The following is a 26,399-nucleotide window of genomic DNA, read 5'->3' as shown; positions in this document are numbered from 1 at the left end:
TCGTATTCATTATGTTAAACTGTTTAAAGAAAATAGATGAATTTAGGTGATTGCGGTGAAAATAAATTCGATAGAACCAACGCCCAGCCCGAATACAATGAAGATTATCCTCGACCAAGAACTTCCGATGGGGAAAAGCCATAATTATAAAAAAGACACAGTAGATGGTGCGCCCCCGGCCATTCAAGCTATCCTTCAAATTGAAGGGATAAAGGGTGTCTACCATGTAGCAGATTTTCTGGCTGTGGAACGGAACGCCAAATATGATTGGCAGGAGCTGCTGCCAAAGGTCCGCCAGGCTTTTGGGGAAAATGCATCCGAAATGTCTGGCACACAAGCGGTGATCAACGAGCATTTTGGCGAAATAAAGGTAGAAGTGCAAATGTTTAAGGACATTCCGCTTCAAGTGAAACTGACTGATGGAACAACAGAAAAACGGTATGGGATGCCGGAGCACTTTTTAAAGGCAAGGGAAAGAGCCCAGCTTCCTGAAGATAATTATATTTTGCTCCGCAAATGGAAGAACCAAGGGGTCCGATATGGTGAGTTTGACCAAGTGGGCCAAGAGGTGATTGATGAGTTAATGGCTGCCTATCCCCGTGAGCGGCTGGAAGAACTTATTGCCAAGGCAATTGAAAATGAAAGCGGGATTGCTGCTAAACCAAGAAAACCCCGAAAAAAAATAACCGTTGAAGATTTGGCCCACCCCGATTGGCAGATACGCTATCAGCTTCTTGAGCAAATGGATGATCCGGAGATTGATGATCTGCCAGTTTTGGGAAAAGCGCTGGAGGATGAAAAACCTTCCGTCCGCCGATTGGCAGCCGTCTATCTTGGGATGATTGAAGATAAATCCGTCCTGCCGCTATTATATAAAGCGTTGCATGATAAAACAGTAACGGTCCGAAGAACGGCAGGGGATTGCTTATCCGACTTAGGGTTTCCCGAGGCCATTCCTGAAATGATTAAGGCGTTGAAAGACCCTAGCAAATTGGTCCGCTGGCGGGCAGCCATGTTTTTATACGAACAGGGGGATGAGCAGGCGCTGCCGGCATTAAAGGAAGCAGAGAACGATCCAGAATTTGAAGTCAGTCTGCAGATAAAAATGGCCATTGAAAGAATCGAAGGCGGCGAGAAAGCCAAGGGCTCTGTATGGAAGCAAATGACCGAAGCTCGAAAAGGCGATTCTTGAGCTGAAATGGTAAGGTAAGTATAATAATAAATAAAGTACTTTAATTCAAATGGAGTGATTCGAATGTCCAATGCCTATGAAGAATATATGCGCCAAATGGTGCTCCCGATGCGTGAAGAACTAACGAGAGCTGGGTTTAAGGAATTAAATACTGAAGAAGAAGTGCAGGGATTCATGGATAACGTAAGCGGGACTACATTAGTCGTCGTTAACTCTGTTTGCGGTTGTGCAGCAGGATTAGCCCGTCCTGCCGTAACACAAGCCGTTGCGGCGAGTGAGAAAAAGCCAGACCATCTTATTACGGTGTTTGCTGGACAGGATAAGGAAGCGACGGCTAAAATGCGTGAGTATTTTACAGGTATTGAGCCATCCTCGCCATCTATGGCCGTTTTAAAGGGCAAAGAAGTGGTTCATTTTATACCAAGGCATGATATTGAAGGAATGCCGATGGAAGCTGTTATGCAAAATGTGTTGAATGCTTTAGAAACTCATTGCTAAAACTTTTATAGGATGAAAAACTGGCGGTTTTTTAATGACTGCCAGTTTTTTTAAAAGTTAATTTTCCATTTATTCTAAAAAGCAGTATAATAAGAAATAGATTTGTCCTTCCATATTGTTACAACAATAAAAATTATAGTTGGGTGAGTTTGACATGAATAAATGGCTCCGAAAAACACTTTTTGTCGCAGTATCTGTATTAACCTTTGGACTTATCACACCAACCCAGCTGATTAACCCTGCTGAGGCTGATAGTCCAAATGAACGCGATGCTTTTGAACTTTCTTCTTCAGGCACTTTCTCACACATTACGGATAATAGTAATCAAGAATCTGAGTTTAATAGAGTGCGTTTGATGGATACTCTATTTAAACAAGCTGAAGAGCAGTCTTATCAAAAGTTTGGCAGCAAAATCAAGCCGGTTATCGAAAATGAGTTTCGGGATATCATCCTTCCAAATATTGAACTGGCCATAGAGGAAACGGCTAACCGATTAGCGGATGAGCAGTTAAAATACCTCGTGATCACCGAACAGCCCGGCAGCGGATATTCGGAAAAAATTTTTCATATAAAAAATGGTGAATCAGGGAAAGATATTCTTCGATTCCATGTGAGAAGAGATCAACCGCCGCAAGAGGGCTATTGGTTCAATTTCCACTATCACACCTATGAAGACAATTTCCAAACTCACCATCAGCTGGGAGCCATTTACTGGGCAAAAGATACTCCGCCAAAGTGGATGAGTTAGATGAGTTAATAGTTGCGTACGGGAGCTAAAAAAATTTATAGTATAAATGAAACTTTTTCTAAAACAACTCGTAAATAATTTATAACCAATAGGAGGAATGAACATGGCAATTAGTTTATCAAAAGGGCAAAAAGTGGATTTAACCAAAACGAATCCAGGGCTGACAAAAGTAGTCGTTGGACTTGGCTGGGATACCAATAAGTATGATGGCGGCAACGATTTTGACTTGGATTCATCTGTATTTTTGTTGGGCGAAAATGGAAAAGTGACAACCGAAACGGATTTTGTTTTCTATAACAATCCACAGGGCGCAAACGGCGCTGTTGTACATACAGGAGATAACCGGACAGGTGCCGGGGATGGTGATGATGAGCAGGTGAAAGTTGACCTTTCTTCAGTGCCTGCATCTATTCAGCGGATTGCATTTACCATTACCATTCATGAAGCTGCCAGCAGAAATCAAAACTTTGGACAAGTCTCTAACGCTTATGCCCGTATTTTTAACGAAGCTACAGGAGAAGAACTAATCCGTTATGATTTGGGAGAGGATTTTTCAATTGAAACAGCCATTGTTGTTGGTGAGTTGTACCGTCACAATGGAGAATGGAAATTCAGCGCGATTGGCAGCGGCTATCAGGGCGGCCTGGCAGCACTTGCAACGGATTTTGGCTTACAGGTTGGTTAAACTAAGAGATAGAGACCCAGCGTTAAGCTTGGGTCTCTTACAAATTTTTCATCATCGTTTGGAGGAACAACATTCATGTCAGTTTTACAAGGAATTTTAGATACATATGCACAATTTTTCGATTGGCAAATGTGGGGAGAAGTCTTAACAGATCCAGTATCTTGGGGGCTTATTGGGACGCTGATCGTTCTTGAAGGATTGTTGTCTGCCGACAATGCGCTTGTATTGGCTGTTATGGTTAAACATCTGCCGCCAGACAAACGGAAAAAGGCATTATTCTACGGCTTATTAGGAGCTTATATATTCCGGTTTATCGCCATCGGCATTGGGGTATACCTCATTAAGTTCTGGTGGGTAAAAATAATCGGTGCTGGATACCTTGCCTGGCTGTCCATTAAGTACTTTATGGACAAGCGGAAAGGGGAATCGGACGAACATGCTGATGAAGCAGAAGAGGGCATTAAAAAAGGCGGTTTGTTGATTCGGATGTTTGGTACTTTTTGGGGAACGGTTGCTTCAGTAGAGTTAATGGATATCGCCTTTTCTGTTGACAGTGTACTGGCCGCATTTGGAGTGAGCAGCGAGGTTTGGATCCTGTTAATTGGCGGTATGCTTGGTGTCCTAATGATGCGGGGGGTTGCAGGAGTATTCTTGACTCTGATTGACCGAGTTCCTGAACTCGAGACAACGGCATATATTCTCATTCTAATCATTGCTGTGAAAATGTTCTTAACCGTATTCCATATTGAAATGGGACACATCACTTTCTTCATCATTCTGGTTTTAACATTTGGTATTACATTTATCATCCATTTTATGAATAAGAAAAAAGAAGCGGCTAAAGAAAATCATTCATAGCAATCTGTTGAACAGTGGGAGAGGACGAGAGTTGTCTCCCTTATTTTTTACCTTAAAATGAGGAGCATAAAGATATGAGGTTTTTTTCCTATTTTTACGATGATGAACTGGAGCATTTCTTCTATCAAAAACCCCAGGACTTTAATAAATACACCAACCGAGAGCTTCTGGCTTTCGGATTGGGAGCAACCCTTTATATGCCCGCGACTCGCCCGAATATTCATCAGGAAATTCTATCAAATAAGCATGTAGGCTTAACCTCGCTTGTTATTGATTTGGAAGATGCCGTCGGTGATAAAGAGGTTGAAACTGCGGAGCAATCATTAATCAAAGAATTGATTAAACTGGATGAAGAGCTCGATAAAGGGTTTATCTCGTTAACAGATTTGCCGTTGATGTTCGTAAGAATCCGGTCACTCGAGCAATTGCAGCGAATTTTAGTGCAGGTTGAAGAATCCATTCGAATATTGACAGGAGTGGTTTTGCCAAAGTTTAGCCCTGAAACGGGGGAGGAACTTTTAAAAGAAGTTCATCGTATTCATTCTGAACACCACCCGTTTTATGCGATGCCGATTCTTGAAACGGCGCGGGTGATTCAAAAAGAAACGAGAATCAAAGAATTATTGGCGATTAAAGCATTGACGGATGACTATAAAGAAAATGTTTTAAATATTCGGATTGGTGCGACTGATTTTTGCGGATTATACGGTATACGACGAAGTGCAGAAAGCGCAGTTTATGATATTGCTGTTTTACGAGATACCATCTCAGATATTATCAATATTTTTCAGAGGCATGACAGCCCATATATCGTATCCGGTCCAGTATGGGAGTATTTCTCTTCAGGTGACCGGATCCTTAAGCCGCAGCTAAGACAGACTCCCTTTCGAGAACGCTATGGCGAGGAAGGGGTCAAATGGAGAAAACAATTAATTAACCAGCATTTGGATGGTTTGATACAAGAAGTAATGATGGATGTTGCCAATGGATTAACAGGAAAAACGATTATTCACCCAACACACATAAAAGTCGTGCAAGCTCTTAATGTTGTGACGCATGAGGAATATATTGATGCCATGAATATAGTGAATGCGGCAACAGGTGAGGTCGGCGTAATGAAAAGTAAGTTTTCCAACAAAATGAATGAAATTAAGCCCCATTTTTATTGGGCCCAAAAGACGATATTGAAATCAAAGTTATATGGGGTGTTACATGAAGACGTCACAAACCTTGACCTTATCAAAAAAGAAGGATACCTATCCTATTCTTGATTCGATTGAAACGGAAATTGAAGTTTCAGAGAATCCCTACAATTTGAAGATAGATCAGCTGTTTGCCATGGCGGCGCGGATCAATAAAAAGCGCTCGTTTTTATTTGTAAGCAAGGTCTTAGGAAAGCATCTCCCCATCAATCCGCATAAAGGGCTGGCAGCGGCTGCCCTTTTGGCTGCCAGATTCATGGAGCATGTAAAGGGGGCTGACTGTACTCAAAGGCAAGCGCTATTATCATTATTTTATAACGAGGAACGATTTACGAGTGTTCCTTTTATTCCTGCTTCTGTGAGTCCAGTCATCATCGGTTTTGCAGAAACGGCTACTGCCCTTGGCCATGCCTTCTTTGATTGCTTTCAGGCTGCCGACTATTTTCATACGACCAGGGAGGAGCTTGCCGAAAGAAAACCGGATATCACATTTGAGGAAGAGCATTCCCATGCGACCTCGCATCGCTGTTATATTCCGCTTGAAATCCTGCAGAATGGCCGGGAGATTGTTCTGGTCGATGATGAAATGACGACAGGAAAAACCGCCCTTAATATTATCCAATCGATACACGCAAGATTCCCCAGAAAGGAATATACGGTTGTTTCAATATTGGATTGGCGGTCTGAAGAAAATCGCCAGCAATTTTCCCGCATAGAGCAGAAATTTGAGATTAAAATTCATACAGTCAGTTTGCTATCCGGAAATGTCCGTGTTCGGGAGCTCAAAGAACTTCCTCCTTTAGCCGAGAAAAACATGATGGCAGAAAAGCCAGAGCTGCTCATTGAATCCTTGGATTTGTCGGCATTTTTTACCCCTATCCAATTTTCATCGATTAAAGAGGAGAATAGGGCACCATTTATTAAAGAAACCGGGAGATTTGGACTTGCTAGTGATGAAAACAAGCGGCTTTATCAAACGATTGTCCGGGCTGGTGAATTTCTATCCTCCCAGCGCCATGGAAATCGGACACTTTGTCTCGGAACAGGAGAATTTATCTATCTTCCGATGAGATTGGCAGCCGAGATGGGCAGCGGGATATTCTATCAATCTACGACGAGGAGTCCCATTTTTGTTGCAAATGAAGCTGGTTATGGTGCCAGATATGGTTTAGCCTTCCCTTCACCAGAAGATAACGATATTGCCCATTTCGTCTATAATATTCCACCGGGACATTATGATGAAATATTTATATTTTTTGAAAGAGAGCCTTCATTAAAGGCACTTAAACCGTTTTTAGAGGAGCTGGCCAAAACTCAAATACGGTCAGTAAAACTTGTCAGCTGTTCAAAAGAGAGGTGATATGAAATGCAGGAGTTGATGAATAAACCTGCTAAAATTGGTTCGTATTCCGACGATGACGTATTATTTCTGTTAAAGGATTTAAGCGAAGTCCAGCTTGAGGATACAACAGACAACCGGGAATGGAAGATGCAATCTGGCGGGCATTACAGTGAGTCTTTGCCTATCGAGTATCAGCCTCCACAGCCATATGTGGATCTGTTTTGGAAAGCATTGCATGAATATAAAGAAAAGGTTGCCTTGTGTATAGGCATCGTGGCAGAACAAATTTATCAGCTAAAGGGAAAGCAAGCGGTTCTTGTGTCTTTGGCGCGTGCAGGCACCCCGGCAGGCATATTAATAAAAAGGTATATTAAGTACCGCTTTAACCTATCATTGCCACACTATAGTGTCTCCATCATTCGGGATAAGGGCATCGATGAAAATGCCATTCATTATATCCGAAAGGCATACCCGAATGGAAAAATCCAATTTATTGACGGCTGGACCGGAAAAGGGGCGATTTCCATTGAATTATCCAAGGCGTGCCAAGAATATGAACAGAAATATGATGTCCATCTGGATGATACATTAGCTGTCATTGCGGACCCAGGTTTTTGCACCACAATGTATGGAACAAGAGAGGATTTTTTGATTCCAAGCGCATGCTTGAATTCTACTGTATCGGGTCTTGTGAGCCGTACCGTTTTAAACAATCAATATATTGGCAAGGATGACTTCCATGGCGCAAAGTTTTATAAAGAACTAGCGGATGAAGATGTTTCCAATCAATTTATTGACATCATCGAAGGAGAATTTCCCAAAATAGCCGATCAGGCTCATAAAAGTGCTGCGCAAAAAAAAGAGGATGAACCAGGCGCTATATTTTTAGGCATGCAGGATGTGAAAAAAATTCAAGAAGAATTTTCAGTTGAGAACACTCACTTGATCAAACCTGGTGTGGGTGAAACAACAAGGGTCTTATTAAGAAGGGTGCCATGGAAGATCCTAATGAGGGACAAAACGAGTCCGTATGTACAGCATATTCTCTTGCTGGCAGCTGAGAGGAATGTGGAAGTAGAGGAGTATTCAGGGCTTAACTACTTGTGCTGCGGAATCATTAAAACAATCAAGGGGCCAAAGAAATGATATTTGCCTCTGATCTGGACCGTACCTTGATTTACTCGAATCGGGCCATCGCTTCCGTTGGCTCAAGGGAAACAGCAACCCTTAAACCTGTTGAAAGGATGGGGAGCCGCTGGGCTGCCTACATGTCGGATGGCGCCTTTTCAGCATTAAAAGAGCTGGCACAAAGCAGTTTGTTCATTCCTGTTACAACGAGAACAACGGAACAGTACAACCGAATTATCATCTTTGGCCAGGATATTCCTGTTAAATATGCGATTACCTCAAATGGAGCCCGGATATTAGTGAACGGAAATCCAATGGATGAATGGACAAACTGTATTTCAAAAAGCCTGGAAGAATCTTTACCTCCCGCCGAATTCCTTTCAGCAATAACGCGCAGCGGTTTGGAATGGAAAGGGGAATGGAAACAAGCCGAGGATTTATTTTTATATTCTATATTAGCCGAAATATTACCTGAATCCACACTAAAACAGATTGCCGCCGTAGCGCAGGCAAGCGGCTGGCGAATATCCCTGCAAGGCAGAAAACTTTATTTTATCCCGAAAGCCATCAATAAAGGGGACGCTCTTGAATTTATTTGCAGGCTGGAAGGCCAAAAGGCGATGGCCGGGGCTGGAGATTCCCGCCTTGACTTGGATTTTTTAACGCATTGTCAGCTTGGATTTGTTCCCAAACATGGGGAAATTGCTAAGGAAGACTTAGATCCAAGTCTAACCGTTACCAACCAATCAGGGATAAAAGCCGGGGAAGAAATCCTTCAGCAATTTTTAAAATTGCTGCCGCTGGCTATCTAATGTCTGCCTTAATCCGGCTGACAACAAAGTAATAAACACACGCAAATAAACTATAGCAAACTACAAGAAACAAAATCATATGACTGACAGAGGCAATTGCCGGAGAAAGCAGCAAAGTAAATATGATACTGAAGACAAATAAATCTAAATAGATAAACAAATCGGATGACACCACATCCATCACGGTATTCAATTCCTCATTGGCGAGGTCCACCCTGGAACGTTTATAAAGAAATCTCATTCAAGTCACCTACTTTAGTATCGTACTCAAATATATGTAGGGACGGGAATAAAGGTGAAAAAACAAAACTTTTTCATTTTGTTTTTATATAAACAAATGAACGGTTTAGCTAACTATGATAAGATAGAATGGTAAAAACATTACATACTTTGCAAAACACGTTATAATTCTTCCTTATAGGAAAAAAACTTGCGCTAATAGAGGAAGGGATTTTAAATGTATCCACCTTTACAACAATTAAACATCTGTCCTGTATCCCTTTCATTTGAAAATTGGCAAAGTACATTAAAAAAACCGTTGCCGGAAAGGCCTAATTATTTAGTAGAAAATGGGACGATTCAAATTGGGCAAGTAGTAGGAGAATTCCTAGGGATTCCAATTGATACTGACGATTATTACAATCAGCTGTATGACTATGTAAATTCAAGGGATCTTCATCTATGTTTATTGAGTGAGGATACTCTAATTAAAACGCTAGATAACACCCGTTTCCAAGCGATACAAAAAATTCTGAATATCAGCCAGGAGCAAAACCTGTCTGTCAACCGCTTTACGGCTTTCCTCGATGGTGAACAGCTCCTATTGAAATCAAATGTTCCTGTGCTTCATCGCAAACTTAGAGAAGCGATGATTGAAACTTTGGAATTATATACTCGATTGGAACATGGCGGATTAAAAAATCATGAGCTGAGACGGATATTGGTTGATATCATCAAGTGGTCTTTTAATCATTTGCAGCCTGCATTGGAAACGGCAGATCCTGAACAGGTTATGCCAAGGTTTTTGTGGTACGGCGATTATAAAAAGAGCCACCAGTATTTTTTATATTATTTAATTTCACTTGGCTGCGACATGATTATTTTTCATCCTGAAGGACGGGACATTTTGGATGGTTTCATCCAGGATCCCATTTTCAAGCATCATTTTCCCAATCAAGAAAAGCCAGAACCCTTCCCAACTGAGAGACGAAGCAGAAAGACAACTGTGGCTTACAGAGCTTCCAGAGAGATTGAAACCATTCTTAATCAGGAAGGTACGGGTTTGTATAAGCCATGGCAGTTAAGGGATTATACCCCATCGTCGCTGACACTGAGGACTACTTATGATGAACTGTTTATCCTCAGTAAAGAAATAGCCATGATCCGCCCAGAATTTGAGGTGAAAAATGGAGAAGTGAAAATACCGTCTATTTTCGCTAAAATTCAGGGAGTCAGTAAAGATCGAAAAGAGTATTGGGAACGTCTACATTCCTTGCTTGAAACAGATAACAGCCTGCTTATGCGCCAGCTCCCATTTACCGTTCCCAGTTCCAGTGATTTTCGCTTTCATTATCGGAATGCGTTAGGTAAAGACGGTTGTGTACAGCCGGAAATTATCATGAAATCGCATTATTGGCCCTATTCTTTTTTGCCGGCAGGCTTGCAAAAAGGAATAGCCCATGCCATTCGGAACATATGTGATAAACCGGATTTAAAGCCGTTGCCAATGGAAAGTTTAGAGGAAGTGAAAATTTTCCTGTTCACCCAGTCAATGTTTATGCCGAAAAGCATCATTCAATTGCTGGAACGATTTGATTATTCCCAGCATGTGCCAAAACTGATTCTTTTCAACAACGAAACAACAGGCAGGTTATCACGCTCTGACGCTGCATTAATGCTTTTATTGAATCAATTTGGCATTGATATCATTCTTTACAATCCAACTGGCCACAATGATGTTGAAACTTTTTTGGCTCCTGGAATTTTTGATATCCATTGGCTTGAAGATGTTGTTTTTGATCTGGCTTATAAAGAGCCATCCAATTCCATTTTTAAAAAAGGAATTTTTCAAGGCATTTTAAAAAATTTAAGGGGAGATTAATCAGTGAATTTATCACCTAATCCATCCAGTAACTTAACGCCGGTGCCAGCAGAAGACCTGCTGACAGAGGATAAAGTATCAGACATCAAGCTTGCTCTCCGCAAGGAACCAGAGATTCAAAATTTGGCCCGCTCGATTGATGAACGCGACCAAATTCAGATTTTAGAGTTTGGCAAGGAACCGGCTGTCCAGATTTCACGATTTTCTGATCAAATATTAGCGAACATGAGAACAACAAAGGTAGAGGACTCCGGTGAACTGTTAAAACAGCTAGGCCGAATCATGGATAAATTCGATCCAAAAGATTTTCAGAAATCCTCGGGCGGACTTTTCGGCAAGCTCTTTAAAAAGGGCGGAAAAATGGTTGAGAAAATATTTGGCAAATATCAAACCATGGGTTCTGAAATTGATAAGGTATATGTAGAGATTTCGAAGTATCGTGAGGAAATGGTCGATTCAACCAGCATGCTGGAAGGAATGTATGAGCAAAACTACCAATATTATATGACCCTGGAAAAATATATTGTTGCCGGTGAACTGAAAGTTGAAGAATTAAAGGCCAATCAACTTCCACAGCTGGAGGCAAAGGCGGCTTCCGGGGACCAGCTTGCTTCGATGCAGCTGGACTCATTAAAAAATGCCATAGAGCTATTAGAGCAGCGTATCTATGACCTGGAAATGGCGAAAATGGTTGCCTTGCAGACTGCTCCGCAGATTCGTATGCTTCAGCGGGGAAATACAAAATTGATTGGAAAAATTAATTCAGCGTTTGTAACAACGATTCCGATTTTTAAAAATGGTTTAATCCAAGCGGTTGCAGCCAAACGGCAAAAGCTTGTGGCTGACTCCATGAGTGAACTGGACCGCAGGACCAATGAAATGCTGCTCCGAAATGCCCAAAATATCTCACAGCAAAGTGCAGATATTGCCAGACTTGCGGGTGGCCCAAGCATAAAAATTGAAACAATTGAAGAATCCTGGAACATTATTATCAAAGGAATGCAGGAAACGAAGGCAATTGAAGACGAGAACAAGCGCTTACGTGAAGAAGGCACCAAACGGCTGGAACAGCTGCAGGAAAACTTTAAGAAACTGAAGCAGCAATAATAAAATAAAAGACAAACATTAGGATGGAGTGATAGAAATGGCGATTAATTTACAAAAAGGCCAGCGTGTCGATTTGACAAAAAGCAATCCAGGACTGACAAAGATTATGGTGGGTCTTGGCTGGGATCCGGTCCAAAGCGGCGGTGGCGGCGGGTTGTTCGGCTCCCTGTTTGGAGGCGGCGGAGCACCGAATATTGACTGTGACGCTTCCGTTATCATGCTTGGCGAAAATGATAAGCTGCGTAATAACAAAGATGTCATCTATTTCGGCAATTTAAGAAGCAATGATGGCAGTGTCCAACATTCAGGGGATAATTTAACTGGAGACGGGGAAGGCGATGACGAGCAAATCATGATTGATTTGAGCAGGGTGCCATCGCATATTCAAAAATTGGTCTTCGTGGTGAATATATATGACTGCGTAAAACGCAAACAGCATTTTGGCATGATTCGCAATGCTTTCATTAGGGTCGTAAACCCTGCAACAAATCAGGAATTAATCCATTATAATTTAACGGATAATTACAGCGGTCTGACCTGCCTTGTTACTGGTGAAATTTACCGGCACGGAAATGAGTGGAAGTTTGCCGCGATTGGCAGCGGTACTAATGCAGCCGGCTTAAGCGAGATAGTCCGTTCTTACAGCTAAGCCAAAATGTAGATAGGCAATGTCTTTTGTATAAGGAACTGGTTTTGATTCAAAGTAAATGGGGTGATTCTTTTGGGCATCAATCTATCTAAAGGACAAAGAATTGATTTGACTAAAACCAATCCGGGACTAACGAAGGTAATTGTCGGACTTGGTTGGGATACAAACCGTTATAATGGCGGCCATGATTTTGATCTGGATGCATCCGCGTTTTTGACCGATGCCAACAGCCGCGTCATCAATGATTTAGATTTTATTTTTTACAATAATTTAACAGATCCTTCCGGTGCAGTGGAACATACAGGGGACAACCGTACTGGTGAAGGTGATGGGGACGATGAACAAATCAAAATCGACTTCAGTAAAGTCCCGGCGCATGTTCATCGTATTGCGATTGCTGTTACTATCCATGAGGCGGAAGGGCGCAATCAAAACTTTGGGCAGGTGAGCAATGCATTTGTCCGTGTTGTGGACGAAGAGACGAATCGGGAAATATTAAGGTTTGATTTAGGCGAGGATTTCTCCGTTGAAACGGCTGTCGTTGTATGCGAATTATACCGCCATAACGGCGATTGGAAGTTCAATGCGGTTGGCAGCGGCTTTTCCGGCGGGTTGGCTGCACTTTGCCGCAATTTTGGATTGCAAGTGTAAAAAAAACATTTTAGAACAATAGTTTTGTGAAGGAGACTGACATCCTGAGGGTCAGTCTCTTTTGTTAGATGAACAACTTCACGAATCTGTGTTAAAATAGGAGGATATGAATCATTTAGGGAGTGTATCGTTTTGAAGCAATATTTAGATCTATGCAAACACGTGTTAGAAAATGGCGTTGTTAAGGATGACCGTACTGGAACCGGGACAATCAGCACCTTTGGTTATCAAATGCGGTTTAATTTAGAAGAGGGTTTTCCACTCCTGACAACTAAAAAGCTGCATTTAAAGTCGATCATTTATGAACTGCTTTGGTTTTTAAATGGCGATACCAATGTCCGGTACCTGCAGGAAAATGGAGTTCGGATCTGGAATGAATGGGCCGATGAAAATGGGGATCTTGGTCCGGTTTATGGCCGTCAATGGCGGTCATGGACAGGTGCGGATGGGACAACCGTGGATCAAATAAGTGAATTGGTAAACCAAATAAAAACGAACCCAAATTCAAGAAGACTCTTGGTAAACGCTTGGAATGTTGCGGAAATTGATAAAATGGCCCTTCCTCCGTGCCACTGCATGTTTCAATTTTATGTCGCAGATGGGAAACTATCATGCCAATTATATCAGAGGTCTGCAGACTTGTTTTTAGGAGTTCCGTTTAACATTGCCTCCTATGCTTTATTAACAATGATGATTGCCCAAGTTTGCGGCCTGCAGCCTGGAGAGTTTATCCATACTTTCGGGGATGTTCACATTTACAAAAATCATCTGGATAACGTGAAACTGCAATTACAACGAGAGCCCCGTCCATTGCCTGTAATGAGGCTGAATCCTCAGGTTACAGATTTGTTTTCCTTTTCCTATGATGATTTTTCATTAGAAAATTACAACCCTCATCCAGCCATTAAGGGAGCAGTCAGTGTATGATTTCGTTTATCGTGGCAATGGACAGGAATGGAGTAATCGGAAAAGATAATCAGCTTCCGTGGCATCTTCCGGAGGATTTGAAATTTTTTAAACAGGTAACGATGGGGCACCCGATTGCAATGGGAAGGAAAACCCATCAATCGATTGGACGTGCCCTTCCAGGCAGGGAAAATATCGTGATTACCCGTCAGCCGAGTTTTCATAGTGAAGGCTGCACCGTTGTGAATTCTGTTGAGGAATTTGTGCAGTATTGCCGCGGAAGAAATGAGGAGATCTTTGTAATAGGCGGAGCAGAAATTTTTAAAGAAACGTTTCCGTTTGCGGATCGATTGTATATAACCTTTATTAACGAAGAGTTTGAAGGAGATACCTTCTTCCCTAAATTCGAGTTAATAGAATGGGAACTTGTTTCCTCCCAAATAGGGAATAAAAATGAAAAAAACCCATATGACTATGAGTTTAGGACTTACGTTCGCAAAACCAGCGGCCATTCTATTTAACTTCTATTCATCAGCGGGATCGCTTGGCCCGCTGATGAGTGGTTTGCGATCATTCAAATTCTGCTAAAATCTTCAGCATTCCACGGAATTCATCTGGATGGCAAAATTCTTCCTCACGGAAATGTGCTTTGATCCAGGCAATTAGTTCTTTAGGGGTATTAAAGTATTCACCACTGGTGTCACTTTTACGAATCGTATACCTGCCATTGTCCTCATCGATTGTTACCTCTACAGGAAGGGCACCGTCAAAACTGAAGAGTGAAAATTCCATCCAAATCACTTCCTATCCATGAAAAATTACCCATTTCGTATATTTTACGCTAGTGATGTAATTATATGCAAAATAACTTTAATTGTCAAAAAATTCAAATAATATTTTTGTCATTTGGACATTGACTTACATGGAGCTTCTTGTTAAATTGTTATAGAGAGTGGAGAATCTCTGATTTTATATGATATGTATCACACTAAGGTTATTTTTATTGGATATTGTGAATTTACTATGAATTATCACCGATAATGACCCCAAAATCTATGATCAATATTATAATTACATTAGAGGCATTAACCACTATTATAAGGGGATGTAAACTATGTTTTCTAACATTGGAATTCCGGGATTAATTTTGATATTAACACTCGCACTGATTATTTTTGGACCAAAGAAATTGCCTGAAATTGGCCGTGCCTTCGGACAGACATTAAAAGAATTTAAAAAATCCACACGTGAATTAACAGAAGACGTTATGAGCGACGTTGAAGAAGAAAAGAAAAAATTGACAAAATAAGGTGTAAGATCCCATCTTGCACCTTTTCTTCTCGTTTTTTGAACTATACTGATGTGGAGAAAAACTTGTATATTTTATTTAAAAAAATTGGCAGGGGAAAAACATGGAAGATAAAGAATTACAATTAGTCGATCATCTGGAAGAATTGCGCAAGCGGATTATAATTACCGCCATAGCATTTGTGATATTCTTTATCGCCGGTTTTATTTACGTGCAAGATATTTATAATTGGTTCGTTAAAGATCTCGACGTGAAGCTGATTGTACTTGGACCAAGCGATATTATCGGGGTTTATTTCATGATCGCTACTTTAGTGGCAATAGCCGGAACGATTCCAGTCTTGGCTATTCAAATCTGGCTGTTTGTAAAACCAGCCCTTAAGCCTAATGAAAGACGATTAACCTTATCTTATATTCCGGCGCTGTTTCTGCTATTCATTCTTGGTTTGGCATTTGGGTATTTCGTTATTTATCCAATGGTGCTTAAGTTCCTAGTTAATATGGGCGGTAATATGTTTGTCACCAATTTTACAGCAGACAAATATTTTCGGTTTATTTTGCATATGAGCCTGCCATTTGGTGTACTGTTCGAATTGCCGGTGGTCGTGATGTTCCTAACTTCCTTAGGAATCATTAATCCGATTGTATTGTCAAAGATCCGAAAATATGCCTATTTTGTATTGATTATTATTGCAGTCGTTATTACACCACCAGATTTTATGTCTGATTTTGTGGTTACACTGCCGCTTTTGCTGCTTTATGAAATCAGCATTAACCTATCCAAATTTGTATTTCGGAAAAAGCTAAAAAAACAACAAGAAGAGTTGATAGAAGCATAAAAAAAGACCTTAAGCAGATGACTTAAGGTCTTTTTTTATGCTTGTATTCACTAGTTTGCTCCTGTATTGCTCCATTACCATCATACTAACTGAAATTACCATAATAATGCATATAAGGATTCTTTGTGTACTTTTTTGAAATTTCAGGACGAAGGAACTAAAGTGTACTACAATTGCCTTGAAATCAAGTCAATCCTAATTTCTAGGAAAATGGGAGGGAAAGAAAGCGGATGAAAAGGCAGAGAACAGTGTATGAGGCTGCAATTGAAAGTGGAGTTAGCCGGCGTGATTTCTTGAAAATGTGTACGGCGCTGGCAGCCACACTCGGGCTCGAATATTCACAATCCAAACAAGTGGTTCATGCCATGGAAAACGGGTCAAGGGTCCCGGTAGTCTGGCTGCAATTCCAGGATTGTACTGGCTGCTCAGAATCATTTATTCGGTCATCACAGCCTAAGGTTGAAAGCGTTTTACTTGATATGATTTCGCTGGAATATACGGAAGTTTTATCTGCAGCATCTGGACAACAAGTTGAAGACAACATGAAACAAGTATTAAAAGATTATAAAGGGAAATATATTCTGGCCGTTGAAGGCAGTATCCCAGAGGATGATTACTTAGCAGTTGGAGGAAAATCTGCAAAAGAGACTTTAAGGGAAATGGCTGAAGATGCCATGGCTGTTGTAGCATATGGTTCTTGCTCCTCCTGGGGAGGAATTCCCGGAGCAAACCCCAACCCTACAGGTGCAAAACCAGTTACTGGTTTTATCAATGACACACCGGTAATTTTAGTTCCAGGTTGCCCCCCTATTGCAGAAGTGATGACAGGTGTAATCGCACATATTATTACCTTTGGCAAATTACCTGAACTTGATGTGTTTGGCCGGCCCAAAGCATTTTACCGTCATCGTATCCATGATAAATGCAACAGAAGAGCGTATTTTGATGCAGGCCTATTTGTTGAATCCTTCGATGATGAGGGGGCTAAACAAGGCTATTGTTTATATAAAGTGGGGTGTAAGGGGCCGACTACATACAACTCCTGCGCTGAAATGCGCTGGAACGGCGGGGTCAGCTACCCGATTCAATCCGGCAACCCTTGCATCGGATGTTCAGAAAAAGACTTTTGGGATAATGGCCCGTTTTACACTAGAAGAGCCAAAATTCCTGGGACTCAAACAACCATTAATCCAGATGCGGTTGGTTTGGGAGTTGTTGGTTTAGCAACAGCCGGAGTCGCTGTCCATGCAGCAGGGACGGTAGTCAAGAAAAAGCTAGATGACAAACGAGGTGAAAACGAATGAGTGAACATATTGTTGTAGATCCAATTACAAGAATTGAAGGGCATCTTCGGATTGAAGCGGATATAGATGAAACGGGAGTTATTAAAGATGCATTCAGCTCTGGAACTGCCGTAAGAGGATTGGAGTTAATCGTAAGGGACCGTGATCCCAGGGATGTATGGGCATATGTCCAGAGAATTTGCGGTGTTTGCACTACGGTACATGCTCTTGCCTCCGTTCGATCTGTTGAAGATGCTTTAAAAATTAAAATTCCAAGAAATGCCCACCTGATTCGCGATATTATGAACGAGGCCATTTACATTCATGACCACGTTGTCCATTTTTATCATTTGCACGCACTTGACTGGGTGGATGTGGTAAGCGCAACGCAGGCTAATCCTGCTGAAACTTCAAGAATTGCCCAGTCCATCTCCAGCTGGCCAAATTCATCTCCTGGCTATTTCACAGACGTCCAAAACAAGATTAAAAAATTAATTGCCAGCGGCCAGCTTGGCATATTTGCAAACGGTTATTGGGGCCATAAAGCATACAAACTGCCGCCGGAAGTTAACCTGCTTGCGGTTGCCCATTACTTGGAAGCGTTGGATTGGCAGAAGGAAATTGTCAAAATCCATACAATCTTTGGCGGCAAAAACCCGCATCCGCATTATGTGGTAGGCGGGATGGCAACTCCTTTGGATATTGACAGCGACAATGGCATTCATTCTGAACGGCTGATGCATGTGTCACAGATTATCGACCAAGCAAAAGAATTTGTCAATCAAGTTTATATACCAGATTTGCTTGCGATAGGTTCCTATTACAAAGATTGGACTTATGGAGGCGGATTAAACAATTACCTGTGCTATGGAGATTTCTCGACCGGAGATATTTACGATTACAAGCTCTATCGGATGCCCCGGGGGGTTGTGTTAAACGGGAATTTAAATGAAGTGTTAGATGTAGATTTAAAGGACGATAAGCAGGTTCAGGAGTTTATTGACCACTCTTGGTACCAATATGATGGAAAAGATGGCGGGAAGGGAAAACACCCGTTTGTTGGTGAAACTGACCTCCATTATACAGGCCCCAAAGCACCTTATAAAACTTTGGAAACGGATAAGAAATATAGTTGGCTGAAGTCACCGCGCTGGAAAGGCAATCCAATGGAAACAGGCCCTTTAGCAAGGTTGATCGTCGGATATGCTGCGGGGAAAACAGAAATTGTCGATCTTGTTAATGATACATTGCAAAAATTGCAATTGCCCATTTCCGCATTGCAATCTGCATTGGGACGCACGGTTTCCAGGGGACTTGAAAGTGTGTTAGTTGCGGGTTGGATGAGAAATGACATGGACGCCCTGCTGAAAAATATTAAAAACGGTGACCAAGTTACATTTGACCGCTCAAAATGGGACCCAAGCACATGGCCGGAACGTGCACAGGGCGTTGGCTGGATGGAAGCGCCGCGAGGAGCACTGGGACACTGGATTGATATTGAAAATGGAAAAACGAAAAATTACCAGGCAGTGGTTCCTTCCACATGGAATGCATCCCCAAGAGACAATAAAGAAAAAATTGGCGCCTATGAGGCAGCTCTTAAAGGGACTCCATTGTTGGATAAGGAAAAGCCATTGGAAATCCTGCGGATTGTGCATTCCTTTGACCCGTGTCTTGCCTGTGCTGTGCACTTAACGGATTTGGAAACAAATCATGCAACTGAAATACGTTTAGGATAGGAGGGAGATAAATGGGTGCGCCGAAGTTACCTTGGATAAGATCTGGCTCCATTCCTGCTTCAAAAGCGGGGTTAAACAGCGAGAATTCCTATCACCCAGAGGAACAAATTATCTATACCACCATGGAAAAAGATGTAAAGGTTTATGTATGGGATTTGCCAGTGAGGTTGTACCACTGGATAAATGCGGTGTGCATTGTCATCTTGATGGTGACGGGGATCTATATTGGAAAGCCTTTTGCTGCCGCAAGCATTCCCGAAGAAGCCTATTACTCTAATCTTATGGGCTGGGCAAGATATATCCATTTCTTTACCGCCTTTGTGTTCACAGCTGCTTTTATTTATCGGATGTTTTGGTGCTTTGCAGGTAATAAATTTGCAAGATTTAATCCTTTACGGCTGCTTTTTTGGAAAGATTTATGGGAAACAATTAAGTTTTATCTATTTCTCAAAAATAAAAAACCCCATTTTATGGGGCATAATCCGCTCGCATTTTTGAGCTATTGGATATTTAATTACTTAGGTTCCGCCATTATCATATTAACTGGGTTCTATATGTATGCAGAGCCGCAAAAGCAATCAGTCTTGGGAAAACTGTTTGCTTGGGTGCCATACATATTTGGGGATAGCTATTCACTCCGTTCATGGCATCATTTAGTTGCTTGGGCTTTTATGCTGTTTATTGTTTTGCACGTGTACTTGGCGTTCCGTGATGATTACCTGGAACGCTGCGGTTCCATTTCCTCCATGTTTACCGGATATAAAACAGAACCGAAACATGCTGTTGGTGAAGAACATGACAAATAAAATGGACAGTCAACCTATTACTATTTTAGGAATTGGCAACACTCTGTTTTCAGATGAGGGTGTTGCCATCCACCTTTTGCCAATCTTGGAGAAAGCTCTGAGAGACTATGAAAATATTGAGATTATTGAGGGTTCAACAGATGGAATGAGGTTGCTCGGTCCGGTAGAGGATGCGGAAAATTTAATTATCATCGATGCCATTAACGCGGGAGAACCAGGAGGGACAATTATTAAGCTTGAGGGGGATAAAATCCCCGCCTATTTCGGAATTAAAATGTCGATTCACCAGCTCGGATTCCAAGAAGTTTTAATGGCAGCAAAAATGCGGGAACGCTACCCTAAGCGAATTGTTATGTTGGGCATGCAGCCCACTTCGTTAGAATTAGGAGTTGAATTAACCGAAATCAATCGAGAGCAGCTAGGTAACCTTGCCAGCCTTGTGGTCGGGCAGATAAATGACTGGAGAAATCTGTCATGAAGCGCAGCGAGTTTTTTAAGGAAATGGCAGGCGGTCTGATAGATGCTATTAAGTCCGCCTATGACCCTTTTTTGCTAGACGATTTAGAAAAAGTAGAAACGGCAGCTGACTTAATACTGGGCATCAACTGGGTTCCGTTGATGAATGAGAACGAGAAGATTTCCAATCTTGAAATGAGGTTTCTTATAGGAAAACCAATCATTGTTTCCAAGAAAGGAACGGAAATAAGGACTATGAGCGGGGTATGCCCAGTATGTTCGAATATTATTATTCTAACAACACTATATTCAACTGGAAAATGCTTGAATTGTCAAAAAGAAATCAATTTTAAGACAAATGAAGGGGGCTTAAGGCTAGATCCTCTTCCAATAAAGGTAAAGGATCATAGGTATTATGTGGGACTCCAAAGTGTAAAGAAACAAGGTGGGTTACATGCATGAAATGTCATTGATGGGTGACATCATTCAGCTTGTTTGTGATGATGCTGCAACAAGAGGCATTAAGAGGATAGAAAAGATTGAACTGACAGTAGGGGAAATTTCCAATGCAATGCCTGATGCTTTAAGAATGGCCTTTGCCATTTTTCATGAGCAAAACCCTCAAATTTTCACTGAAAAAGCTGAGCTGATTATTCATCTTGAGGCAGCCAAAGCCAAATGTGTGATTTGTGATTTGGAATATCGTCCTGACCAAAAAATAGCTCTTTGTCCAAACTGCCATGTTCCCGCAGGACGGGTACTATCGGGGGACACATTTCAAGTTTTATCCTATGAAGGGAGTAAGGTAGATGAAAGTAACATTAAGAACAGACGTACTGACGAATAATGATAAGGCTGCAGAATTCAATAGAGACCTTTTCCAAAAAATGAAAGTTATGGTGGTTAATCTAATGAGTTCACCTGGTGCAGGAAAGACCACTCTATTGGAGGAAACGGTAAGAGCCCTAGCAGAAAAGTATCGGATTGCTGTCATCGAAGGGGACCTAGCTACCGAAAGGGATGCCAATAGGATCCGAGCAATGGGGGCAAAAGCGGTTCAAATTAATACACATGGCGGTTGTCATTTGGATGCACGAATGGTGGCAGCAGCATTGGCGGAATTAGATTTAGAGGTAATTGATTTGCTATTTATTGAGAACGTTGGGAACCTCGTGTGCCCATCAGGTTATGATCTCGGCCAAAATCATAAAGTGGCGGTATTAAGCATTCCGGAAGGGAATGACAAGATCCCAAAATACCCGCAGATGTTTATGCGGACTGAGCTCGTTTTATTAAATAAAATCGACCTGCTTCCCTTCCTTGATTTTAGTGTAGAGGAAGCCAGAAAGGACCTAGGTGAAATCAATCCAGCATCAAGTCTGCTTCCATTGTCTGCCAGAACAAAAGAGGGGCTCGATGAATGGTTCTCTTGGATTGAAGGGGCTTTCCAAAAATGCCTGCAGCTGTAAACATTGCCGTCCGGGGCAGAGTGCAGGGGGTTGGTTTCCGTCCGTTCGTTTTTCAGTTAGCCCATTCCTATCAGCTTTGTGGAACCGTACAAAATAACATGGATGGGGTAAAGATTTATCTTGAAGGGCAATTAGAGATGATACAGGCATTTTTGGAAGATTTGCGAAAGAAGGCTCCTAGGCTGTCAAAGATTGATGAAATCATGGTTGAGGACAGCCCCATTCTTCATGCAGTGGATTTTTCAATCATCGAGAGTGAGAGGTCTGGGACATCGAAACTTGTGATCCCCATCGATTCAGCAGTTTGTGATGACTGTCTAAAAGAAATGAATGATCCTAATGATTTTCGTTACCAGTATCCATTCATTAACTGCACTCAATGCGGCCCGCGCTACACCATAATTGAAGAATTGCCTTACGACCGTCCCTATACAACGATGAAAAGTTTTCCGATGTGTGAAGATTGCCGCCGGGAATATGAAGACCCGGCAAACCGGAGGCATCATGCGCAGCCGATTGCTTGTCCAAAATGTGGCCCAAAAGTGAGGCTGGTGAATCAGGATGCGAAAGAAATCATTTCAGAAAACCCGATTAAAGATACAATTGCACTGCTTAAGGAAGGAAAGATTATTGCCATAAAAGGGATAGGCGGGTATCATCTTTGCTGCGATGCACGAAATAAACAAGCTGTTTTATTGCTGCGCAACCGGAAAAATCGTCCGGTAAGGCCTCTGGCCGTCATGGCGGCATCTGTATCTATCGCTAGAGAGTTTGCAGAAATCAGCGACTTTGAAGAGGAATTGCTAGAAAGTCCCGAAGCGCCGATTGTGATATTGAGGAAACAGAAAAGTTATGATCTGGCAGACGGTGTGGCACCAAATATGAAAACAATAGGTGTCATGCTGCCTTATTCTCCCTTGCATCATTTATTGTTTTCAAATGCTGGCTTATCCTGTTTGGTCATGACTAGCGCTAATCCTTCGGGCATGCCGATTCTTTACAAAGATGAAGAAGCTTTTCAGTACCTTGCAGGAATAAGTGATTACTATCTAGTGCATAATCGGGAAATTCTTCATCCTGTTGATGACTCTGTTATTCAAGTTAATAACGGTAAATTGGACTTTTTGAGACGCTCAAGAGGATATGTTCCAGATCCTTTTTCGGCAGCAGAGGATGTAACCGGAGTGATTGCATTTGGCAGCCAGCAAAAAAACACTTTTACCATCGGCCGTAATCAGCAAATCTTTATTGGGCCCCATATTGGTGACTTGGAGAATATGGAAACCATTGCACATTTTAAGCAAGAACTGGACCATTTACTAAAATGGATTGATACACCCAAAATGGCAGCAGTCATTGATGCCCATCCCGATTATGAAAATCAGAAAATAGTAAAGGAATATGATTTTGATGAAGTAATTGAAATCCAGCATCATCATGCCCATATGGCAGCATGCATGGCAGAACACCGTTTGTCAGGAAAAGCGTTGGGAATTATTCTTGATGGCACCGGGTACGGAATGGATGGAAATGTATGGGGATTTGAAATATTTTATGGAGATGCTTTGGATTTTGAACGTCTGGCCCATTTACACTATACCCCACTTCCTGGAGGTGAAAAGTGTATCCGCGAACCGTGGAGAAATGCAGCCGCCATGCTGATCGATCTTCACGGTATTGAAGGACTCCAGCTGGCAAAAGCGATTTTTCCAGATAAAGTGAAAGAGATAGACATTTTAAAACTAATGATTGACCGAGGCATGAATACAGTATTTGCCGGTACTTGCGGCAGGCTGTTTGATGCTGTCAGCGCTTTATCCGGGGTCACCACCTTCTCCAGCTACGAAGGAGAGGCAGCGATTCAATTAGCGGAACTGGCTGACGAAGATTTCATTTATCCGGCATATTCCTTTCATTTGCTGGAGAGCTCGATTTTAACGATAGACTTTTCACCCATGTTGAAACAAATTGCATTAGATGTATTAGCAAAGAAGAGCAAGGGACAGATTAGCGGCAGCTTCCATGAAACTGTCGTACAAGCGATTATGTCAGCAATTGAACGACTGGGAGAAACAAAGTTGGATCTTGTACGGACAGTGGTTTTATCTGGTGGCAGCTTCCATAATCGTTATTTAAGAAAAAGGCTCTCAGCCCTTTTGCAGGAAAGTGGATTTCAGGTATATGTGCCAGAAAAAGTGCCTTGTAACGATGGTGGTATATCATACGGCCAATTAGCAGCTGCAGCCGCAAAAAGGAGGGCATCTAAATGTGTGTAGGCGTACCTGCCAAAATTATTAATAAACAAGAGTATAGTGCCGTAGTGGATGTAATGGGCTCCCGTACACAGGTAGGAATCATTTTAGTTCCGGAAGTAAAAGTGGGGGATTTTGTTATTGTCCATGCAGGCCAGGCAATGAGTATTGTAGATGAATTTTATGCAAGGCAAAGTGTGGAGGAGTGGAAAAAACTTGTCGATGCTCGAGGTCCTGAAACAATCCAGCAATCCAGAAATATGTAAACCGATGGCAAAAGCGGTCATAGAGAGGGCAAAGCACTTCCATGAAACGTTCGGGCGGCGCCCGGTGTTAATGGAAGTGTGCGGCTCGCATACGATGGCGCTCGCCCGTACGGGGATAAAGCCATTGTTAAAGGATCATGTTCAACTAATCTCTGGACCAGGATGCCCAGTATGCGTAACCGACCAGCGTTCTATTGATAGCATGATAGCACTTGCTGAAGGGGATAACCGGATTATCTGCACATTTGGTGATATGATGCGGGTGCCAGGCTCCAACAAATCTTTGCTAGACTGCAAAATCGCCGGGAAGGATATTCGCGTTCTTTATTCACCCATAGAGGCGGTTTCAATTGCAGAGGCAAACCCGGAAAAAGATGTGATTTTTTTGGGGATTGGCTTTGAGACCACGATACCCATTCTGGCATTGATGGTCGGGGAAGCAGAGAAACGGGGAATCAATAACTTTTCAATTTGGATGGCAACAAAATTATTAGAGCCTGTGCTGCGATACCTGCTTGATGCCGGTGATGTTCAGTTGGATGGGTTTATTCTCCCAGGCCATGTTTCCATCGTTTTGGGAGAAGACTCCTATTCGTTTTTAGTAAAGGATTATCATATATCAGGCGTGATAACTGGATTTGAAACGGCGGAACTGCTGTCAGGAATCTATAAGTTAATCGGGCTTGCCTTATCCGAAATGCCCAGAATTCAAAATGATCATCCAGCTGTAGTCACAAAAAAAGGCAATCAAATGACCCAAAGGTGGATTGGCCGCTATTTAAGCAAGTGCGATGAAGCATGGCGGGGCATAGGGGTGATAAAGGGCAGCGGATTGGACCTTAGACAGGAGTATGACAAGTATAACGCCAAAATTAGGTTTGGCGTTGAAACAATCGAACCTCGCAAAACAAAATGCCGCTGCGGCGAAGTGATTCGTGGAGTAATTGCACCAAACGAATGTCCGCTGTTTGGGAAGGCCTGCCATCCAATGAACCCAATTGGCCCCTGCATGGTTTCAGCAGAGGGCAGTTGTGCTGCCTATTACCAATACATGAGGGAGAGCTATTAATGGAAAAATTAATCAGTTTAGCACACGGAGATGGGGGAGAATTAAGTCATCGGTTAATTCGTGATATTTTTGTGGAAGCATTTGATGATAAAATGGCTGCGTTATTTGACGCAGCTGCCATAACGATGTCTTCCCGCCAAGTGGCAGTGACCACTGATTCATTTGTTATTAAGCCGCTTTTCTTTCCAGGAGGATCTATTGGTAAACTGGCGGTGGCAGGCACGGTAAATGACCTCGCTGTCAGCGGATCAAGGCCTGCCTTTCTAACATGCGGCTTTGTGATAGAGGAAGGATTTCCAATTGGAAAGTTAAAAAGAATTGTTGAGGATATGGCTGCGGAGGCGAAAAAGACTGGGGTTCAAATTATTGCGGGTGATACGAAAGTGGTGGAGCGGGGCAGTGCAGACGGAGTTTATATTAACACGACAGGGATTGGTGTTTATGAGACTGGCATCGGCTGCAGTCTAAACTTTGAAGAAGGGGATGCCATTATTGTCACAGGATCGATTGGTGACCATGGTATAGCTGTTTTTTCTTCCAGGGAAGAACTAGGGATTTCTTCACCCATTTACAGTGACTGTGCCTCTCTAAACCGGATGCTTTGGGATGTTCTGGAACAAACAAAAGGTATACGGATTATGCGTGATCCGACTAGAGGAGGGCTAGCCACAACCTTGGTCGAAATAGCCGAAGATTTTCATGTAACTATGAAAATTAAAGAACTTGAAATTCCGGTGAAAAGAGAAGTTCATGGCGTATGCGATCTTCTGGGGTTCGATCCGCTTTATCTTGCCAATGAGGGGAAAGCCATCATTATCTGCTCAGATAACGATAAACAGATGGTATTGGATATTTTACGAACCTATCCTGAAGGAAAACAGGCCGCTATTATCGGCTCGATTATTGGGAAAGATAAAGGGCAATTATTGCTGGAAACACCTCTTGGTTCAACTCGAGGATTATCGAGATTAACAGGATCCATGTTTCCGAGAATTTGTTAACAAAAATAGGGCTGTCCAATTAAAATAGCAGG

30 protein-coding genes are annotated in these 26,399 nt (G+C 42.1%); 28 read left to right on the top strand and 2 right to left on the bottom strand.

The genetic code is table 11. The features are described 5' to 3' along the window. The first annotated feature begins 55 nt into the window (after positions 1 to 55). The 9 genes from NFS43_RS14330 to NFS43_RS14290 all read left to right on the top strand — a co-directional run bounded on the left by NFS43_RS14330 (position 56) and on the right by NFS43_RS14290 (position 8,465). Positions 56 to 1,192 carry a conserved virulence factor C family protein gene (locus NFS43_RS14330; RefSeq protein ID WP_251552374.1) on the top strand — a complete coding sequence of 379 codons (1,137 nt, stop codon included), beginning with the start codon at positions 56 to 58 and terminating at the stop codon, positions 1,190 to 1,192. Positions 1,193 to 1,255: 63 nt separating this feature from the next. Continuing rightward, entirely contained in the window at positions 1,256 to 1,690 is a 435-nt protein-coding gene (locus NFS43_RS14325; RefSeq protein ID WP_251552373.1) for a BrxA/BrxB family bacilliredoxin, read from the top strand. A 154-nt stretch (positions 1,691 to 1,844) separates the two neighbouring features. After that, positions 1,845 to 2,438, top strand: a complete 594-nt coding sequence (locus NFS43_RS14320; RefSeq protein ID WP_251552372.1) for a YpjP family protein — start codon at positions 1,845 to 1,847, stop codon at positions 2,436 to 2,438. Positions 2,439 to 2,541: 103 nt separating this feature from the next. Beyond that, complete coding sequence (locus tag NFS43_RS14315; protein ID WP_251552371.1) at positions 2,542 to 3,123, top strand: TerD family protein; 582 nt, start codon at positions 2,542 to 2,544, stop codon at positions 3,121 to 3,123. A gap of 75 nt (positions 3,124 to 3,198) precedes the next feature. Next, entirely contained in the window at positions 3,199 to 3,981 is a 783-nt protein-coding gene (locus tag NFS43_RS14310) for a TerC family protein (protein WP_251552370.1), read from the top strand. A 74-nt stretch (positions 3,982 to 4,055) separates the two neighbouring features. Then, on the top strand, positions 4,056 to 5,252 hold the full coding sequence (locus tag NFS43_RS14305) for an HpcH/HpaI aldolase/citrate lyase family protein (protein ID WP_251552369.1): 1,197 nt from the start codon (positions 4,056 to 4,058) through the stop codon (positions 5,250 to 5,252). Next, positions 5,194 to 6,543, top strand: coding sequence for a phosphoribosyltransferase family protein (locus NFS43_RS14300; RefSeq protein ID WP_251552368.1), 1,350 nt, complete (start codon positions 5,194 to 5,196; stop codon positions 6,541 to 6,543). Before NFS43_RS14305 ends, NFS43_RS14300 begins: the two co-directional genes overlap by 59 nt. A gap of 6 nt (positions 6,544 to 6,549) precedes the next feature. Then, positions 6,550 to 7,671 carry a cysteine protease StiP family protein gene (locus tag NFS43_RS14295; RefSeq protein WP_251552367.1) on the top strand — a complete coding sequence of 374 codons (1,122 nt, stop codon included), beginning with the start codon at positions 6,550 to 6,552 and terminating at the stop codon, positions 7,669 to 7,671. Further along, entirely contained in the window at positions 7,668 to 8,465 is a 798-nt protein-coding gene (locus NFS43_RS14290) for an HAD family hydrolase (RefSeq protein WP_251552365.1), read from the top strand. The genes NFS43_RS14295 and NFS43_RS14290 overlap by 4 nt, the downstream gene beginning before the upstream one ends. On the opposite strand, the gene NFS43_RS14285 is transcribed toward NFS43_RS14290, so the two are convergent. After that, the gene (locus NFS43_RS14285) at positions 8,458 to 8,706 is read right to left on the bottom strand and encodes a hypothetical protein (protein ID WP_251552364.1); all 249 of its coding nucleotides are present in this window, start codon (positions 8,704 to 8,706) and stop codon (positions 8,458 to 8,460) included. The two genes, NFS43_RS14290 and NFS43_RS14285, sit on opposite strands and share 8 nt — an antisense overlap. A 216-nt stretch (positions 8,707 to 8,922) precedes the next feature. Here NFS43_RS14285 and NFS43_RS14280 point away from each other — a divergent pair, with 216 nt between their 5' ends. From NFS43_RS14280 to NFS43_RS14255, 6 genes are all read left to right on the top strand, one after another. Then, complete coding sequence (locus NFS43_RS14280) at positions 8,923 to 10,566, top strand: YceG family protein (protein ID WP_251552363.1); 1,644 nt, start codon at positions 8,923 to 8,925, stop codon at positions 10,564 to 10,566. A gap of 3 nt (positions 10,567 to 10,569) precedes the next feature. Continuing rightward, entirely contained in the window at positions 10,570 to 11,673 is a 1,104-nt protein-coding gene (locus tag NFS43_RS14275) for a toxic anion resistance protein (RefSeq protein WP_251552362.1), read from the top strand. A gap of 37 nt (positions 11,674 to 11,710) precedes the next feature. Beyond that, complete coding sequence (locus NFS43_RS14270) at positions 11,711 to 12,322, top strand: TerD family protein (RefSeq protein WP_251552361.1); 612 nt, start codon at positions 11,711 to 11,713, stop codon at positions 12,320 to 12,322. A 72-nt stretch (positions 12,323 to 12,394) separates the two neighbouring features. Beyond that, positions 12,395 to 12,973: a TerD family protein gene (locus tag NFS43_RS14265; protein WP_251552360.1), complete on the top strand. Its 579-nt coding sequence runs from the start codon at positions 12,395 to 12,397 to the stop codon at positions 12,971 to 12,973. A 132-nt stretch (positions 12,974 to 13,105) separates the two neighbouring features. Continuing rightward, on the top strand, positions 13,106 to 13,900 hold the full coding sequence (locus tag NFS43_RS14260) for a thymidylate synthase (protein ID WP_251552359.1): 795 nt from the start codon (positions 13,106 to 13,108) through the stop codon (positions 13,898 to 13,900). Beyond that, on the top strand, positions 13,897 to 14,400 hold the full coding sequence (locus tag NFS43_RS14255; protein WP_251552358.1) for a dihydrofolate reductase: 504 nt from the start codon (positions 13,897 to 13,899) through the stop codon (positions 14,398 to 14,400). Before NFS43_RS14260 ends, NFS43_RS14255 begins: the two co-directional genes overlap by 4 nt. A 49-nt stretch (positions 14,401 to 14,449) precedes the next feature. Here the strand turns inward: NFS43_RS14255 and NFS43_RS14250 are convergent, their stop codons facing one another. Continuing rightward, entirely contained in the window at positions 14,450 to 14,671 is a 222-nt protein-coding gene (locus tag NFS43_RS14250) for a hypothetical protein (RefSeq protein ID WP_251552356.1), read from the bottom strand. A gap of 322 nt (positions 14,672 to 14,993) precedes the next feature. Here NFS43_RS14250 and NFS43_RS14245 point away from each other — a divergent pair, with 322 nt between their 5' ends. From NFS43_RS14245 to hypE, 13 genes are all read left to right on the top strand, one after another. Beyond that, on the top strand, positions 14,994 to 15,188 hold the full coding sequence (locus NFS43_RS14245) for a twin-arginine translocase TatA/TatE family subunit (protein ID WP_251552354.1): 195 nt from the start codon (positions 14,994 to 14,996) through the stop codon (positions 15,186 to 15,188). A 103-nt stretch (positions 15,189 to 15,291) separates the two neighbouring features. Then, the gene (gene tatC / locus NFS43_RS14240; protein ID WP_251552353.1) at positions 15,292 to 16,026 is read left to right on the top strand and encodes a twin-arginine translocase subunit TatC; all 735 of its coding nucleotides are present in this window, start codon (positions 15,292 to 15,294) and stop codon (positions 16,024 to 16,026) included. Between the two features lie 230 nt (positions 16,027 to 16,256). After that, a complete protein-coding gene (locus tag NFS43_RS14235) occupies positions 16,257 to 17,330 on the top strand; it encodes a hydrogenase small subunit (RefSeq protein ID WP_251552352.1) in 1,074 nt (357 codons plus the stop codon). Beyond that, a complete protein-coding gene (locus tag NFS43_RS14230) occupies positions 17,327 to 19,048 on the top strand; it encodes a nickel-dependent hydrogenase large subunit (RefSeq protein WP_251552351.1) in 1,722 nt (573 codons plus the stop codon). The genes NFS43_RS14235 and NFS43_RS14230 overlap by 4 nt, the downstream gene beginning before the upstream one ends. 122 nt (positions 19,049 to 19,170) lie before the next feature. Next, a complete protein-coding gene (cybH, locus tag NFS43_RS14225) occupies positions 19,171 to 19,854 on the top strand; it encodes a Ni/Fe-hydrogenase, b-type cytochrome subunit (protein WP_251552402.1) in 684 nt (227 codons plus the stop codon). Position 19,855: 1 nt separating this feature from the next. Then, positions 19,856 to 20,332 carry a HyaD/HybD family hydrogenase maturation endopeptidase gene (locus tag NFS43_RS14220; RefSeq protein WP_251552350.1) on the top strand — a complete coding sequence of 159 codons (477 nt, stop codon included), beginning with the start codon at positions 19,856 to 19,858 and terminating at the stop codon, positions 20,330 to 20,332. Continuing rightward, entirely contained in the window at positions 20,329 to 20,772 is a 444-nt protein-coding gene (locus NFS43_RS14215) for a hypothetical protein (RefSeq protein WP_251552349.1), read from the top strand. Before NFS43_RS14220 ends, NFS43_RS14215 begins: the two co-directional genes overlap by 4 nt. Then, complete coding sequence (locus NFS43_RS14210) at positions 20,765 to 21,157, top strand: hydrogenase maturation nickel metallochaperone HypA/HybF (RefSeq protein WP_251552348.1); 393 nt, start codon at positions 20,765 to 20,767, stop codon at positions 21,155 to 21,157. Before NFS43_RS14215 ends, NFS43_RS14210 begins: the two co-directional genes overlap by 8 nt. After that, the gene (hypB, locus tag NFS43_RS14205) at positions 21,120 to 21,779 is read left to right on the top strand and encodes a hydrogenase nickel incorporation protein HypB (RefSeq protein WP_251552347.1); all 660 of its coding nucleotides are present in this window, start codon (positions 21,120 to 21,122) and stop codon (positions 21,777 to 21,779) included. Before NFS43_RS14210 ends, hypB begins: the two co-directional genes overlap by 38 nt. Beyond that, entirely contained in the window at positions 21,764 to 24,055 is a 2,292-nt protein-coding gene (gene hypF, locus NFS43_RS14200) for a carbamoyltransferase HypF (protein WP_251552345.1), read from the top strand. The genes hypB and hypF overlap by 16 nt, the downstream gene beginning before the upstream one ends. Next, the gene (locus NFS43_RS14195; protein ID WP_251552344.1) at positions 24,046 to 24,297 is read left to right on the top strand and encodes a HypC/HybG/HupF family hydrogenase formation chaperone; all 252 of its coding nucleotides are present in this window, start codon (positions 24,046 to 24,048) and stop codon (positions 24,295 to 24,297) included. The genes hypF and NFS43_RS14195 overlap by 10 nt, the downstream gene beginning before the upstream one ends. Further along, entirely contained in the window at positions 24,254 to 25,366 is a 1,113-nt protein-coding gene (hypD, locus tag NFS43_RS14190) for a hydrogenase formation protein HypD (RefSeq protein WP_251552401.1), read from the top strand. The genes NFS43_RS14195 and hypD overlap by 44 nt, the downstream gene beginning before the upstream one ends. Continuing rightward, complete coding sequence (gene hypE, locus NFS43_RS14185) at positions 25,366 to 26,367, top strand: hydrogenase expression/formation protein HypE (RefSeq protein ID WP_251552343.1); 1,002 nt, start codon at positions 25,366 to 25,368, stop codon at positions 26,365 to 26,367. The genes hypD and hypE overlap by 1 nt, the downstream gene beginning before the upstream one ends. The last annotated feature ends 32 nt before the right edge of the window (positions 26,368 to 26,399 follow it).

The organism is Neobacillus muris (genome assembly GCF_943193175.1).
Taxonomy (GTDB): domain Bacteria; phylum Bacillota; class Bacilli; order Bacillales; family Cytobacillaceae; genus Neobacillus; species Neobacillus muris.
Note: the sequence above shows the minus strand (reverse complement) of the source record. Positions and strands in the feature narration are given on the sequence as shown.